The organism is Pontivivens insulae (assembly GCF_900302495.1).
In the GTDB taxonomy this organism is placed as follows: Bacteria; Pseudomonadota; Alphaproteobacteria; order Rhodobacterales; family Rhodobacteraceae; genus Pontivivens; species Pontivivens insulae.
Genome location: NZ_OMKW01000002.1, coordinates 161,358 through 175,117, shown reverse-complemented (window position 1 = coordinate 175,117; position 13,760 = coordinate 161,358). Strand labels below are relative to the sequence as shown.

Sequence of the window (13,760 nt, the reverse complement as noted above, 5' to 3'; positions counted from 1 at the left end):
GCCGCAAAAACGCCCCGGCGGGTGATCCACCGGGGCGTTAAAATTTTCAGACTTATATGGCTTAGTTGAAGCGCAGCGCCTTGGCCTGTGTCACCTGTGGCAGGGCCGCGATCTGGGCAACGGTCTCGTCAGACAACTCAGCATCCACCCCCAGAAGAGCAATTGCCTCACCATCCTTGGCCGCACGGCCGAGCGCAAAGGTCGCGATGTTCACATCGAGATCGCCCAGCTTCATGCCCAGCGCACCAATATATCCCGGCTCATCAGTGTTGGTGGTGTAGAGCATGAAGCGCTGTGGCTCAGCCTCCAGCCCGATCCCCTTGATCTGGATGAAACGCGGCTTGTTGTCCGAGAAGACGGTTCCCGCGACAGAGCGCGTCTGGCTCTCCGTCGTGACGATCAGGCGGATATAGGAGCCATAGGCCCCCTGCTCATCCTTGCGCGTCTCGGTGATCTTCACGCCACGCTCCCGCGCCACGATGGGGGCAGAGACCATGTTGACGCCGCCTTCACCGACCAGCGGCTTCATCAGGCTGGCGGTGAGGGCCGAGACGAGCGGGGTCAGGTTCAGCTTACCGACCTTGCCGACGAACTCGATCTCAATCTCGGTGATCGCACTCTCTGTCACCTGACCCGCGAAACCGCCCAGCATCTCGGACAGCTCGATCCACGGCTTCAGGATCGGTGCTTCCTCCGCCGTGACGGACGGTGCGTTGATCGCGTTAGAGATTGCGCCCTTCATCAGATAGTCGCTCATCTGCTCAGCCACTTGCAGCGCAACATTTTCCTGCGCTTCGGTCGTGGCCGCACCAAGATGCGGCGTGCAGACAACGTTGGGCGCGTCGAAAAGTGGGTTTTCCGTCGCAGGCTCAACCGCGAAGACGTCGAACGCGGCACCGGCCAGATCGCCGGCCTTCAAGGCGTCAGCCACGGCCTGTTCATCGACCAGACCACCGCGTGCGCAGTTCACGAGACGGGCGCCCTTTTTCATCAACTTCACACGTTCAGCGTTCAGCAGATTGGCGGTTTTTTCCGTCTTGGGCAGATGCAACGTCACGAAATCGGCGACGGGCAGCAGCTCTTCAATCGTCTCGACTTTCGTGACACCCAGCTTGGCTGCACGTTCCGTCGACAGGAACGGGTCGAAGGCGACAACCTTCATCTTCAGGCCAAGCGCGCGATCGGCCACGATGGACCCGATATTGCCGCAACCGATCAGACCGAGGGTCTTACGGGTGATTTCCGCACCCATGAACTTCGACTTCTCCCACTTGCCCGCACGGGTGGAGGCGTCGGCTTCCGGGATCTGACGGGCAACCGCGAACATCATCGCGATGGCGTGCTCTGCGGTGGTGATCGAATTTCCGAAGGGCGTGTTCATCACGACGATGCCCTTAGCGGACGCCGCTGGCAAATCGACGTTGTCCACACCGATACCGGCGCGGCCAATGACCTTCAGATTGTCGGCTTTTGCAATCAGGTCCGCCGTGGCTTTCGTAGCCGAACGAATGGCAAGGCCATCATAGTCACCGATGATTTCCGCGAGCTTCGCCGGATCCTTTCCAAGACCGGGCTGGAAATCGACCTCAACGCCGTTTTCCTTGAAAATCTGAACGGCGGCTTCCGAGAGCTTGTCGGAGATAAGAACTTTAGGCATGTTGTTGTCCTTCGGTTTCCCGGCCTACTTCCGGGATCGGTATGATTGGGGCGGCCCCGGATCGACGTCCGGAGCGTGTTTTGGGATGTTCCGGCCTTGAGCCGGGAGCGCTCTGTTCAACGCAGCCCAGGATCACGTCCGGGGCGTGTTGCGCTTAGAGGTCCGCCTTCGCGACGGCGAATGCATGGTCGAGCCAGGGGGTCAGCGCCTCGATATCGGCAGTGTCCACGGTCGCTCCACACCAGATGCGCAAGCCAGCCGGGGCATCGCGGTAGCCGTTGATGTCGTACGCCACATCTTCAGCGTCCAGCAGCTTAACCATCTTCTTCACGAAGGCTTTCTGTGCATCGTCGTCGAGCGCAGCAATCGCAGGGTCCACGATCTTGAGGCAGACAGAGGTGTTTGACCGCTCCGCCGCATTCGGCACCAGGTTCTCGACCCAATCCGTTGCGTCGACCCAACCTTGCAGCGCCGCCGCATTGGCATTTGCACGCTCCATGGCCTTGGCGCTGCCACCAATTTCTTCAATCCAGTTCAGAGCGTCAGCCGCGTCCGCAATCGCCCACATGGACGGCGTGTTGATCGTCGCACCGGTGAAAATACCCTCGATCAACTTGCCGCCTTTGGTCATGCGGAAGATCTTGGGCAACGGGCGATCTGGCGTGTAGCTCTCAAGCCGCTCCACTGCACGCGGAGACAGGATCAGCACGCCATGCGCCCCCTCCCCGCCCAGCACCTTCTGCCAGGAAAACGTGAGCACATCGACCTTGGCCCAGTCGACAGGCTGCGCAAAAACAGCCGAGGTCGCATCAACGAAGGTGAGACCCTCGCGATCCGCGGCGATCCAGTCAAAATTCGGAATGCGCGCGCCAGAGGTCGTGCCATTCTGCGTGAAGCAAATGTCAGCATCCATGCGGACTTGGGTGAAATCAGGCAGCTCACCATAAGCGGCTTCGATCACGTGACAATCATCAAGCTTCAGCTGCTTGGTCGCATCTGTTGCCCAGCCCTTGCCGAAGCTTTCCCACACAAGCATGTCGACCGGGCGCGCACCCAGCATGGACCACATGGCCATCTCATAGGCGCCTGTGTCGGACGCGGGAACGATGCCGACGCGGTAACCCACCGGCACATCCAGCAGATCGGCCATCTTGGTGATCACGTCGGCAATCTGTGCCTTTGGTCCAGCAGCGCGGTGTGAGCGGCCTGCGAAATAGCGGCTCGCGACAGCTTCGGCAGACCAGCCGGGGCGCTTGGGACAGGGACCGGAAGAAAATTCGGGACGCGCAGGCTTCACCTGCGGCGTTTGTGGGAGGCTCATGGACGGCTCCATCGTCGGGGCGAAATTGCTGAGCCTGCCGCCGCTCGCCCTTAACCCGACGACCTGCCCGCAGCCTTGCTATGAGCGCATGCGGGAAGGGTCAACCGGGAAAATGTCGGTTTCGCGCCACCGAGGGTCGCGCGCGCGTTTCCAAACGGAAACTCCGCGAAACCTTGAATGTTTGGACTAGAGACGAAAAAGACCCCGCAGCACGAAAGGCGGCGGGGCAAGTCTAACCATCAATCGGGAAGAGGGATGGTTATCGCTGTTCAAACCAGAAGGGCCGCTGCGCTTCCGTTCGCGCCTCAAAATCGGTCAGACCGATGTCGCGCAGAATATGAGGCTCCAATCGCGCCAGATGACGGCGAGAGCGCGCACGCACAGTCCATGTCTTGAGCAATGCTGCGACGCCCCGCTTGGGGAGATCGGGAAGGGTGAGGGTCAGGGTGATCTGCATCATGTCCTCCGCATTGTATCACTACAAAAACCTATTTGTGCGCCATTGTGTCGCCCTGATAGGCATACAAACACGACATCCGGATTGCCATTGGAGTTTTGTCATGGGCACAAGATTTGACACAAGCTGGGTCCCTCCTCTGGAAGAGCAGCCTGGACCGAAATATCGCGCCCTCGCCGGAGCGATTGATGACGCGATCCGTACCGGGGCGCTCGCACCGGGTGTGAAACTTCCGCCCGTCCGGGAAATGGCCTGGGAAATCGGTGTGACACCGGGAACAGTCGCGCGAGCCTATCGCGAAGCGACGGATGCGGGTGCCCTGCGCGCAAATGTCGGTCAGGGCACTTTCGTGCGGGACCGGCGGGAAACAGGGCGGCTTATCCCCTTGCATCCACTTACTTTTCAGGCCGGGCAGGACGAGATCGACCTTCGCAACTCCCGCTCCCCCATGATCGGACAGGAAGGCATCATTGAGGCTGCCATCCGCCGTGCCATGGAAAGCGGAGCCACAGTGCTCGACGACTACACCCGCGCCGCCAATGATCTGAGCGTTCGCGAAACGATGAGCGATTGGCTGCATTCCGGGGGCGTGCCCGGCGCTGCGGCAGACGTCATTCCGACCTACGGCACGCAACAGGCTGTGTTGATTGCAATGATGGCAAGCCTGTCAGGTCAGCATCCTGTGATGCTTGTATCAGAACTGGTCTATCCCGGCTTCCAACAGGCGGCAAAGCTGGCCGGGGTGGAATTGTACCCGGTTGCGAGTGACAATGATGGATTGAACCCCGTCGCGATTGAGGAGGCCTGCCGCATCGCACGGCCTCAGGCAATCCTCGTCACTGCCAACCTGCACAATCCAACCCTCATCACGATGAGTGAGGCGCGCCGGCAAGCCATCGCAGACATTGCCCGCACCCATGATCTTCAGATCGTCGAAGACGACGTCTATGGCTGGCTGATGGAAGAACGCCCGCCAAGTTTCCCGTCCTTCTGCCCGGAGCGGACATGGTACGCGACCTCGCTGTCAAAATGTGTGGCCGCAGGCCTTCGCTTCGGAGTGCTCGTCACGCCGCCGGGCCGCGGCGCCGTGGGCCAAGGGATTGTGCAGGCGATGAACTATCGCGTTTCATCCCTGATCGGTCAGAGCGTGACGCAGCTCATCCGCTCTGGCGAGGCTGACGACATTCGAAAGAAAGCCAGCGAGCATCTGGACGCCCGCATTGCGATGACCCGCAAGTGGCTGGGGCGCTGGGGCATTCGAACGGCAAAAGGCGCAAATTTCTGTTGGTTGGAGCTGCCCGAAGACTGGCATGTCGCCTCATTCGACAGGGCCTGCCGGGATGAGCATATCCGAATTGCGACAGCCGGAGCCTATGTCCTGCCAGGTCACGACGTTCCGAATAAGGTGCGGATCGCACTGGGTATGGGGTTGAGCGATGCGGTCTATGAGGACTGCTTGCGTCGCATTGACCGCGTTCTGGCGCAGCCTCCGGTGGAGATGCTGACGTGACGGCGCCACAGCCCACGCCACGCGATTGGATCTATCTGGGATTGCTTGGCCTGATCTGGGGCGGCAGCTTTCTGGGGGTCGAGCTTGCGTTGCGCGACCTCGACCCCATTACACTTGCCACTGCGCGGATCACGCTGGCCGCTGTTTTGCTGACGGCAATTGCAATTGGGCGTGGCAGCGGTCTGCCAAAATGGAACGCACCGCATGGCCCGCGGATTTGGGCACATTGTCTTGTCATGGCGCTGTTCACAAACGCGATCCCCTTCGCCCTGCTCAGCTGGGCCCAGCAAAGCGTCAGTTCTGGATTTGCTGGGATCACGATGGCCGCGGTCCCGCTGCTTGTGCTGCCCCTCGCACATCTCATGGTGCCGGGGGAGCGGCTGACAGGGATCAAGGCGACCGGGTTCATGATCGGCTTCATCGGGGTCGTCATCCTGATAGGTGTGCATGAGTTGAATTTCAGTGGAGACGGCCTCGCACGGTTTGCCTGCGTGGCGGCATCAGCCTGTTATGCAATTGGATCGATCAACACGCGCCTGTGCCCGCCGGTTGACCTATTGGGCTATTCGGCGGCGGGTCTTGTTCTGGCGGCCGTGGTGATGCTGCCCACCATGCTTATGGTTGAAGGTGTGCCTGCCCTGCCCGGTCTGATCTCGGGCGGCGCAGTTCTCTATCTAGGGATTCTGCCCACGGCGCTTGCGACGGTCATGCTCGTCTCCGTCACCCGCAGTGCGGGGCCGTCATTCCTGTCCCAAGTCAATTATCAGGTGCCGGTCTGGGCCGTCGTTCTGGGCGTCGTAGTTCTAAACGAGGATCTTCCGGGCCGCTTCATCGTAGCACTCGGGCTGATTGCACTGGGACTGATTGTCAGCCGCTCGCGCCTTCAAAGGCTACGGCCATAAAAAGGGGGGCGCTCTGTGTAGAGCGCCCCGCAAACTCTTATTTCTCTTGCAGATCGGCTTTTGCGGTCTCCAGCCCCTCGCGCGCGGCTGAGGCCACCTGATCACGCTTCTCACGCATTTTATCCATTGCATCATCCCGCATCCGATCACGGTACGGTCCAACCAATTCATCCTCCGCCCGCGTGCGCGGTAGCATTGCGCCCAAGAGCGCACCACCCGCCACGGCAATAGCGGCGGCCGCCAGCGGCTGACGGCGGATACGGTTCGTCAGGCTTTGCGCGTGATCGCGGTCACGGCTGGTCGTTTCACCGGTCGCAATATTGGCAGGGCGCCGCGGTGAAGGCTTCGATGTCGCTTTGACGGCAAAGAAGGCAGCGCCTGCCGCCAAGGCTGCAAGCCCCAGACCATTTTCACGGGCAACCTCACCGCCTTTGCGGGCCACATCACCGGCTGCACGCGCCACGTCGCCTGCTTCCGGGACGCCGGGAAAGGAGGAAGGACGGACCGAGGATTTCAGCTCCATCACCTTACTTTTTAAGGCGGCGCGCTTGCTATCAGCATCACGTTCCAAGTTTTCTTGTTCTGTCTCGGCATATGCCATGTCAAATCTCCAAAAAAATAAAAGTTGTGCTCAATGAAGCCGGTTCATGCATCGTCGCGATAGCGATCAGGCACAAATTGCGCATCCTTGATCCGCTTTTGGCCACCCCAGATCAGCAGGCCGCCGATCAGCAGGAATGCGACGCCCAGGATCAGGCCGGACAATGCCTGTCCGACAACAATGGCCAGCGCGTGAAAAATGCCTTGTGCCAGCAGGATCAGCGCGACGAGTGCGAACCCTGCACCCGCGCCAATCAATCCGCCACCGCTCGACACTTTCGAAACGGCTTGTGAAATCTGTGCGCGCACAACCCGCACCTCGGCTTCAACGACTGCTAATGCCGTTTCGACCGTATCTTGTGCGAGGGTCGGCAGGCTGGGCTTTGGCTCACGATACGCCATTGGACACCCCGGCGGTCATAGGAGCGACCGGACGCGGCCCGGATGCTGTCGCGACCGGAGCAGCGGGCGCGACGTCACTCTCATCGGCGTAGTCGTCCTCTCCAGGTGTCGTGGCGGTCACGAAGCGCCCCAGGAAAAAGCCTGCGACTGCTGCACCGCCAATCAATGCAAGCGGGTTGCGACGCCCGAAAGAGGCAACCGCATCGGCGACATCTTCGACGGATTTGCCATCGAGTTCGCGCGCAACCGCGTCAAGCGATGATGCCGCGCCATTGGCAAGACGTGCGGCCGCGTGCCGATCCCGGGCGGCCAGATCGTCGCCCGCGACGCGTACAGCATCAGCGACGGCTGAGACATCACCGGCACTGCGCTGCATTTCGACTTCCGCCTTGCTTTTCAGATCGCTCTGAACGGTCTCAGCAGCAGAGACGACATGATCTTTCACCGTCTCCTTGGCGTGTTCGGCATTATCTGCCAACTCGTCTTTGACGTTTTCCTGAACGCTCATTTTCAATCTCCTTGCTCAAAATAGCTGTCTCGGCGAAAGGTAGCGCCGTTAGGGAAAGAACGGCGGGCAGTGCAAAACCGTTCCACATTCTTCAAGAAAGCCGCAAAGGGCCCGAAATGGCGCAAGAAAGCCCCATCACGCACCGGCGCGTTCTGTGGATTGCGCTTCCGATCGTCTTGTCGAATGCGACAGTCCCTCTGATGGGCCTCGTCGATACATTTGCGGTCGGTCAGCTGGGCGCGGCCGCGCCAATCGGGGCTGTCGCCGTGGGTGCGGTGATCCTGACAGCAGTCTACTGGATATTTGGCTTTCTGCGGATGGGAACCACCGGAATGGTGGCGCAGGCAGCTGGGTCCGGCGATCTGGATGAGCGCGACGCGCTTTTGTCTCGTGCCTTGCTCATTGCCGGGGTGGCGGGAGTGTCGCTCATCGCGCTGCAGGTGCCCCTGATGATCGGTGCCTTCAAATTGTCACCGGCGAGTGCCGAGGTAGAGGGCCTGGCCCGCACCTATGTCGCCATCCGCATCTGGGGCGCACCTGCGGCCATTGCGATTTATGCGCTCACCGGCTGGCTGATCGCATTGGAGCGGACGCGCGCAGTTCTCGTTCTGCAATTGGCTATGAATGGCGGCAATATCGCACTCACCCTGCTTTTCGTCCTCGGGCTCGATATGGGTGTCGGGGGGGCCGCACTGGCCACACTGATCGCAGAATGGGCGGGCGCAGCGCTCGGGCTCTGGCTGTGCCGGGAGGCGTTTCGATCCGGTGCATGGAGGGATCGAAGCCGTGTTCTGGATCGCGCGCGTATCATTCCGATGATGGCGGCAAACACAGACATCATGATCCGCTCGGTCCTTTTGCAAATCTGCTTTATCTCCGTCACCTTTCAGGCAGCAGCGCTCAGCGATGTCACGCTCGCGGCCAATCAGATCTTGCTTCAATTCCTTTACATCACGGCCAATGCGCTGGACGGGTTTGCCTTTGCGGCAGAGGCTTTGGTCGGCTCTGCATTTGGTGCTGGCAATGTGGCTCGGCTACGCCGCGCGGCCCTTCTGTCCAGCCTGTGGGCGCTTGTCATGGTCGGCGTATTGAGCCTGACCTACGCCTTCGCCGGAGAGGAGATTATCGGCCAGATGACGACGGCAACCGCCGTACAGGAGGCTGCACGCACCTACCTGCCGTGGATGGTCGCCGCCCCCTTGCTGGGCTTGCCCTGCTTCATGTTGGACGGAATTTTCATCGGTGCGGTGCGCACGCGCGACATGCGCAACATGATGCTTCTGTCAGCGCTTTTGTTCGGAGCGAGCCTTCTCGTGCTGATCCCGGCTTATGGCAATCACGGTCTCTGGGCGGCGCTGATGCTGTTCTTCATCATCCGGGCCATCACCTTGGGCGCAAAGTACCCCGCATTGGAACGTGCAGCCTTAGGTCGCTAACGCCTCGATCAATTTTGCGATCCGCTTCGCTCGCGTTTCCGCCCGTTTGGCCGACTGCACGCCATGCAACAGTCCCCGGCGTTTGCCGGGGGACAGGGCCTCCCAATCCTCCAACAGCCCTGCAGCGATCAGGGCGCGGGCAACATCATCAGGAAGATCGACCTGATCGGGATCAGCAAGACGCATGCGCACGTCAATCTGATCACCCGGCGCGATGCCAGCCTGCGCAAGCACATCCTTCCCTGTATAGACGAAGATCTGCTCAATCGGGGGAGCCTTGGTCAGCGCCATGTTGAACGGATGATCGTTCAACTCCACCTCAACCCTTCGGGCATCGGCAAGGGCCGGATCCTCGATGACCTCATCTGGGATCGGCAGCACCGTGTAGGTGCTATTACCCCACTCCATCGCCACAATTTCACCCTCAAATGCGACCCAATCGGACATCTCACCTCCTGATGCGCAAAAGGGCGCCCGGTCGGACGCCCTTCTCGATTTCAGATCAAACTGGCATCACATACGGGATGCGACGTTTTCCCAGTTCACCAGATTGTCGAGGAAGTTGGTGAGGTAGGCCGGACGCTTGTTGCGGAAGTCGATGTAGTAGGAATGCTCCCACACATCACAGCCCAGCAGAGCCGTCTGATCGAAGCAGAGCGGGTTCACGCCGTTTTCGGTCTTCGTGACAGCCAGCGAGCCGTCGGCGTTCTTCACAAGCCACGCCCAGCCGGAGCCGAACTGTCCGGCACCTGCGGCGGAGAACTCATCCTTGAAATTGTCAACGGAGCCGAAATTCTCAACAAGAGCCGCTTCCAGCTCGGACGGCATCGCGCTGTCGCCCGGACCCATCATTTCCCAGAACTGGTTGTGGTTCCACAGCTGGGAGATGTTGTTGAAGATCCCTTTCTGCGCAACTGCACCGGCATTGTAGGTGCCTTTGATGATCTCTTCGAGGGACTTGCCCTCCCACTCGGTGCCTTCAATCGCCTTGTTGCCGTTGGTGACATAGGCGTTGTGGTGCAGGTCGTGGTGGTATTCCAGCGTCTCGGCGCTCATACCCTTAGAGGCGAGTGCATCATGCGCGTAGGGAAGATCGGGAAGTTCGAAGGCCATATCGGCTGCTCCTCATTTGGACAGGTCTAGAGTCGGGCCAAGGCCCGCCTGCCCCGATAGGTAAGTCAAATTAACGGATGGGAAACCCCTCAGATCGTTCCAAGGAACGAAATAATGAAGCAAACCGGCGATAAGAGCACCGCGAGGGCGAGTTTCAGCAACAGCTGCCCCCCCGCCGCGCGCCCACTTCGGATCGCCTGACGGATCAGCACGGCTGGGGCGAGCAAAAACGCCCACAACACCAGTGGCAGGACATACCAGATCGGCTGATCGTCGCCTGACGGCTCAACCAGTCCACCGACGAGAGCGAACCCAACGCTCAGCCCCAACGCACCCAGAACCCAAGGCCAAAACCCGATGGCCTTTGTCGGCACGACATCGTCACGCCGGTCTTGCGGATGGGCCGCGCCGCACGCCTCGCACCGAATGCTGCCGTCAGGGATACGCGACGTGCAGTAGGCGCAGATCATTTTTCGACAACCGCAAACAAGGCCGCACCAATGCGCCGCCCTTCGCCCAGCAAGACGTTATAGGTTCTGCAAGCGGACGGGGAGGACATGACCTCAACCCCCAGACCGGCAGCTTCCATCGCCTCCACCAGCGCTTCCGGCGGATTGTCGATATCTGCCCCCGTCCCCAGAAGGACCACGTCCATCTCTGAAGCTGCCGCGACAAAGACGTCCGGGGAGCCGTCCCACACAACCGGTCCACTCGGCAACAGGGCCACATGGCCGTCCATCACCTTGCCACCAACGCGAAAGAACCCCGGACCGTAACCATCCACGGGTTTAGAGCCATCATAGTGAATCTCGTTGAGCCGCATTGCGCTCTCCCTTCACCTTTCGCCATACAAACCCGGAACGATGGCCGATCAGGCGTCGATATTCGCGAACTGAGTGCCCGCCTTGCCATCGCTGCCCGTCTTTGACCAATCGCGCTTTACATCCAGCATCAGCAGGATCGGAGACGCGATGAAGACCGATGAATATGTTCCAACGATCACGCCCCAGATCATCGCAAAGGTAAATCCACGGATCACCTCACCGCCCAGCACATAGAGCGAAATCAGCGCCAGCAGCGTTGTGACAGAGGTCATGACCGTCCGGCTCAACGTTTCGTTGATCGACAGGTTCAAAACATCTTTCAGCGGCTTCTTCTTGAAGCGTCGCAGGTTTTCGCGCACCCGGTCAAACACAACCACCGTATCGTTGAGCGAGTAGCCCACGATTGTCAGGATGGCTGCGATGATGGCGAGATTGAACTCCAGCCCGATCAAACTGAACACGCCGATGGTCAGCGCCACATCATGAACGAGCGCGGCGACCGCAGCGACGGAAAACTGCCATTCGAACCGCAGCCAGATGTAGAAAAGAACCGCCGCAACAGCGAGCACGACCGCCAGGATACCGGCCTGTACCAGTTCACCGGACACCTTCGCGCCCACGCTTTCGGTCGCGAGCACGATCAATCCGGGGAATGCTGTCTGCAACGCCCCTTGAACGTCCTGCAACACGGCCATCTGCTCCCCGGCCTCATCGCTCACCTGCTCAACCCGGATCATGACGGAGTTGACCGCAGCGCCGGTCAGCTCTGCCGCTGGGTCGGAAATCTCGCTGACGGTGACATCGCCGATATCGAGCGTGCCCAGCACCTCCCGATATTCCGAGGTGGCGACATATTCGGGCGTCTCGGTCATGATCATTGACCCGCCACGGAAATCGATACCGAAGTTCAGACCGACCACGAAGAACAACACGATGGAGCCGATGACGGCCAGGGCCGAGGCCCCAAGCGCAGGCACTCCCAATTTCAGGAAATCGAAGGACGTCGACTGGCGGACAAGTCTCAGACGCATGGCAGCCTCAAACCTCGATTGTCTTCGGGCGACGTGCATCGAACCACAGCACGATCAGAACCCGGGTGATGTAAAGCGCGGCAAAGACCGACGTCATGATCCCGACCCCCAGCGTGACCGCAAAGCCCCGCACCGGGCCAGAGCCGATGGCAAACAGGATTACAGCAGCGAGGAACGTCGTGATGTTGGCGTCCAGAATGGCCGAGAACGCTTTGTCATAACCTTGCGTGATCGCACGACTCGGCCCCTTGGCTGATTTCAGCTCTTCCTTGATCCGCTCAAAGATCAGAACGTTTGCATCGACCGCCATCCCGACCGTCAACACGATCCCGGCAATGCCCGGCAGCGTCAACGTGGCGCCCAGGACCGAAAGTATGGCAAAGATCATCGCGATGTTCAGGATCAGCGCGACATTCGCAAAAATGCCGAACAGGCCGTAGCTGAGCGCCATAAATACGAGGACCCCGGCAAAGGCCACCATCGTCGCGATCTTGCCTGCTTCAATGGAGTCCGCGCCCAGCTCCGGCCCGATCGAGCGTTGTTCGAGCACCACCAGTTCCGCAGGCAACGCACCTGCGCGCAGATTAACGGAAAGGGCCGTTGTTTCCTCTGTCGTGAACTGGCCGGTGATAATGCCGGACCCACCGGGAATATGGCTCTGGATAACCGGCGCGCTCAACACCTCTTCATCCAGGACAATCGCGAAAGGCTGACCGATATTGGCGGCCGTGAAATCCCCGAACGCCCGTGCACCCTGCGCATTGAAGCGGAAGTTCACCGCGGGGCGATTGTTCTGATCAAACGCCGCCTGTGCATCGACAAGCTGCTCACCCGTCACGATGGCCCGACGGGCAAGCACATAGAAGGTGCCCGGCTCGTCCACCGACGGATAGAGCACATTGCCCGACCCAGGGCGCGTTGCCTCATTCGAGGTGACGTTGATAACCTCATGAAAAGAAAGCTTCGCCGTCGTGCCCAGCAGGTCGAGCACCTCCTGCGCTGATCCGACGCCGGGCACCTGGATCAGGATGCGATCCGCACCCTGTCGCTGGATCGTCGGCTCACGCGTGCCACTTTCATCAATCCGGCGGCGCACAATCTCCACCGACTGAGCCATGATGCGATTGTTGATCGTTGTCTTTTCAGGATCAGAGAGGCGGACATTGATCGTATCAGCACCTGACGCCGTCACCTCAATATCTGTGGCCCCAACACCGGTAAGCGTCTGGACCGGCTGGGCGAGTGTCCGCAGCTGTGCCACGGCCGTCTCGATCCCAGCGGGATTGCCGATCCGCAAATCCAGCTCGCCCACCGCGCCGTCAATCTGACGCACGGTGCCGACCTCATCACGCACCTCCCGCAACAGGGTGAGCGATTCTACAAACACGCTCTCCATGCGATCGGCATAAACATCGGACAGCTGCACCTCGACCAGCAGATGCGCACCACCGCGCAGGTCAAGGCCGAGATTAACGAGGGAGGATGGCGCCCATGCGGGCCACTCCGTCGTCTCCTCCCCCGCTATCCGCGCGTCATTCGCCCGCTCAACCTGTCCGTAAAAGAGATTCGGGGCAGAAAAGAAGATCGCCAGAACCGCCACCAGGGCGACAAGGATCTTCTTCCAGGCGGGAAAATCGCGCATGTTGGATCAGTCCTTGACGGGTTCGGTCTTCGAACGGACGTGGGAAATCGTGGATTGCACGACACGCACTTTCTGCCCATCGCCCAGATCAACCTCGATCTCGTTATCTTCTTTGACCTTGGTCACTTTGCCGATCAGGCCACCGGCGGTCACAACCTCATCACCGCGTCGCAGCGCCTCGACCATCATGCGATGCTCTTTCATTTTCTTCTGCTGCGGACGGATCATCAGGAAATACATGATCGCAAAGATCAAGATGATCGGAATGAAGGATGCGAGGCCACCTGCGGCACCGCCTCCGGCTGCCTGAGCATAAGCTGGGGTCACGAACATGAAGTCTCTCCGAGAGCACGAGGA

16 protein-coding genes are annotated in these 13,760 nt (G+C 60.1%); 3 read left to right on the top strand and 13 right to left on the bottom strand.

The features are described 5' to 3' along the window. Positions 1-61: 61 nt before the first annotated feature. The 3 genes from serA to POI8812_RS06225 form a co-directional block, all read right to left on the bottom strand. Positions 62-1,657 carry a phosphoglycerate dehydrogenase gene (gene serA, locus POI8812_RS06235; RefSeq protein WP_108781705.1) on the bottom strand — a complete coding sequence of 532 codons (1,596 nt, stop codon included), beginning with the start codon at positions 1,655-1,657 and terminating at the stop codon, positions 62-64. Positions 1,658-1,811: 154 nt separating this feature from the next. Beyond that, complete coding sequence (locus POI8812_RS06230; protein WP_108781704.1) at positions 1,812-2,978, bottom strand: phosphoserine transaminase; 1,167 nt, start codon at positions 2,976-2,978, stop codon at positions 1,812-1,814. A gap of 259 nt (positions 2,979-3,237) precedes the next feature. After that, the gene (locus POI8812_RS06225; protein ID WP_162844930.1) at positions 3,238-3,435 is read right to left on the bottom strand and encodes a DUF1127 domain-containing protein; all 198 of its coding nucleotides are present in this window, start codon (positions 3,433-3,435) and stop codon (positions 3,238-3,240) included. A 103-nt stretch (positions 3,436-3,538) separates the two neighbouring features. On the opposite strand from POI8812_RS06225, the gene POI8812_RS06220 reads away from it, so the two are divergent. Next, complete coding sequence (locus POI8812_RS06220) at positions 3,539-4,945, top strand: aminotransferase-like domain-containing protein (RefSeq protein ID WP_162844929.1); 1,407 nt, start codon at positions 3,539-3,541, stop codon at positions 4,943-4,945. Beyond that, entirely contained in the window at positions 4,942-5,847 is a 906-nt protein-coding gene (locus POI8812_RS06215) for a DMT family transporter (RefSeq protein WP_211310399.1), read from the top strand. Before POI8812_RS06220 ends, POI8812_RS06215 begins: the two co-directional genes overlap by 4 nt. 37 nt (positions 5,848-5,884) lie before the next feature. Here the strand turns inward: POI8812_RS06215 and POI8812_RS06210 are convergent, their stop codons facing one another. The 3 genes from POI8812_RS06210 to POI8812_RS06200 are packed head-to-tail and all read right to left on the bottom strand — an operon-like array spanning position 5,885 to position 7,357. Beyond that, complete coding sequence (locus POI8812_RS06210; RefSeq protein ID WP_108781701.1) at positions 5,885-6,448, bottom strand: hypothetical protein; 564 nt, start codon at positions 6,446-6,448, stop codon at positions 5,885-5,887. Between the two features lie 44 nt (positions 6,449-6,492). Further along, positions 6,493-6,849 (bottom strand): phage holin family protein, encoded by a 357-nt coding sequence (locus POI8812_RS06205; protein WP_108781700.1) that lies wholly within the window; start codon positions 6,847-6,849, stop codon positions 6,493-6,495. Beyond that, positions 6,836-7,357 (bottom strand): hypothetical protein, encoded by a 522-nt coding sequence (locus POI8812_RS06200; RefSeq protein ID WP_108781699.1) that lies wholly within the window; start codon positions 7,355-7,357, stop codon positions 6,836-6,838. The genes POI8812_RS06205 and POI8812_RS06200 overlap by 14 nt, the downstream gene beginning before the upstream one ends. Before the next feature lie 116 nt (positions 7,358-7,473). On the opposite strand from POI8812_RS06200, the gene POI8812_RS06195 reads away from it, so the two are divergent. Next, positions 7,474-8,793 (top strand): MATE family efflux transporter, encoded by a 1,320-nt coding sequence (locus POI8812_RS06195; RefSeq protein WP_108781698.1) that lies wholly within the window; start codon positions 7,474-7,476, stop codon positions 8,791-8,793. Here POI8812_RS06195 and POI8812_RS06190 read toward each other — a convergent pair. From POI8812_RS06190 to yajC, 7 genes are all read right to left on the bottom strand, one after another. After that, the gene (locus POI8812_RS06190; protein ID WP_108781697.1) at positions 8,782-9,240 is read right to left on the bottom strand and encodes a YdeI/OmpD-associated family protein; all 459 of its coding nucleotides are present in this window, start codon (positions 9,238-9,240) and stop codon (positions 8,782-8,784) included. The genes POI8812_RS06195 and POI8812_RS06190 overlap by 12 nt on opposite strands. 66 nt (positions 9,241-9,306) lie before the next feature. Next, entirely contained in the window at positions 9,307-9,906 is a 600-nt protein-coding gene (locus POI8812_RS06185; protein ID WP_108781696.1) for a superoxide dismutase, read from the bottom strand. Positions 9,907-9,995: 89 nt separating this feature from the next. After that, on the bottom strand, positions 9,996-10,376 hold the full coding sequence (locus tag POI8812_RS06180) for a hypothetical protein (protein WP_108781695.1): 381 nt from the start codon (positions 10,374-10,376) through the stop codon (positions 9,996-9,998). Beyond that, positions 10,373-10,729: an Mth938-like domain-containing protein gene (locus tag POI8812_RS06175; RefSeq protein ID WP_108781694.1), complete on the bottom strand. Its 357-nt coding sequence runs from the start codon at positions 10,727-10,729 to the stop codon at positions 10,373-10,375. Before POI8812_RS06175 ends, POI8812_RS06180 begins: the two co-directional genes overlap by 4 nt. A 48-nt stretch (positions 10,730-10,777) precedes the next feature. Next, positions 10,778-11,761 (bottom strand): protein translocase subunit SecF, encoded by a 984-nt coding sequence (secF, locus tag POI8812_RS06170; protein WP_108781693.1) that lies wholly within the window; start codon positions 11,759-11,761, stop codon positions 10,778-10,780. Positions 11,762-11,768: 7 nt separating this feature from the next. Next, positions 11,769-13,403, bottom strand: a complete 1,635-nt coding sequence (gene secD, locus POI8812_RS06165) for a protein translocase subunit SecD (protein WP_108781692.1) — start codon at positions 13,401-13,403, stop codon at positions 11,769-11,771. A 6-nt stretch (positions 13,404-13,409) separates the two neighbouring features. Next, complete coding sequence (gene yajC / locus POI8812_RS06160; protein ID WP_108781691.1) at positions 13,410-13,736, bottom strand: preprotein translocase subunit YajC; 327 nt, start codon at positions 13,734-13,736, stop codon at positions 13,410-13,412. Positions 13,737-13,760: the final 24 nt, after the last annotated feature.

Excerpts from the sequence above, each read along its gene's own strand:
- POI8812_RS06185 (WP_108781696.1), bottom strand. The coding sequence starts at position 9,906 with ATGGCCTTCGAACTTCCCGATCTTCCCTACGCGCATGATGCACTCGCC.
- POI8812_RS06175 (WP_108781694.1), bottom strand. The coding sequence starts at position 10,729 with ATGCGGCTCAACGAGATTCACTATGATGGCTCTAAACCCGTGGATGGT.
- POI8812_RS06205 (WP_108781700.1), bottom strand. The coding sequence starts at position 6,849 with ATGGCGTATCGTGAGCCAAAGCCCAGCCTGCCGACCCTCGCACAAGAT.
- POI8812_RS06190 (WP_108781697.1), bottom strand. The coding sequence starts at position 9,240 with ATGTCCGATTGGGTCGCATTTGAGGGTGAAATTGTGGCGATGGAGTGG.
- POI8812_RS06180 (WP_108781695.1), bottom strand. The coding sequence starts at position 10,376 with ATGATCTGCGCCTACTGCACGTCGCGTATCCCTGACGGCAGCATTCGG.
- POI8812_RS06200 (WP_108781699.1), bottom strand. The coding sequence starts at position 7,357 with ATGAGCGTTCAGGAAAACGTCAAAGACGAGTTGGCAGATAATGCCGAA.
- POI8812_RS06225 (WP_162844930.1), bottom strand. The coding sequence starts at position 3,435 with ATGCAGATCACCCTGACCCTCACCCTTCCCGATCTCCCCAAGCGGGGC.
- POI8812_RS06230 (WP_108781704.1), bottom strand. The coding sequence starts at position 2,978 with ATGAGCCTCCCACAAACGCCGCAGGTGAAGCCTGCGCGTCCCGAATTT.
- serA (WP_108781705.1), bottom strand. The coding sequence starts at position 1,657 with ATGCCTAAAGTTCTTATCTCCGACAAGCTCTCGGAAGCCGCCGTTCAG.
- POI8812_RS06195 (WP_108781698.1), top strand. The coding sequence starts at position 7,474 with ATGGCGCAAGAAAGCCCCATCACGCACCGGCGCGTTCTGTGGATTGCG.
- secD (WP_108781692.1), bottom strand. The coding sequence starts at position 13,403 with ATGCGCGATTTTCCCGCCTGGAAGAAGATCCTTGTCGCCCTGGTGGCG.
- POI8812_RS06220 (WP_162844929.1), top strand. The coding sequence starts at position 3,539 with ATGGGCACAAGATTTGACACAAGCTGGGTCCCTCCTCTGGAAGAGCAG.
- secF (WP_108781693.1), bottom strand. The coding sequence starts at position 11,761 with ATGCGTCTGAGACTTGTCCGCCAGTCGACGTCCTTCGATTTCCTGAAA.
- yajC (WP_108781691.1), bottom strand. The coding sequence starts at position 13,736 with ATGTTCGTGACCCCAGCTTATGCTCAGGCAGCCGGAGGCGGTGCCGCA.
- POI8812_RS06210 (WP_108781701.1), bottom strand. The coding sequence starts at position 6,448 with ATGGCATATGCCGAGACAGAACAAGAAAACTTGGAACGTGATGCTGAT.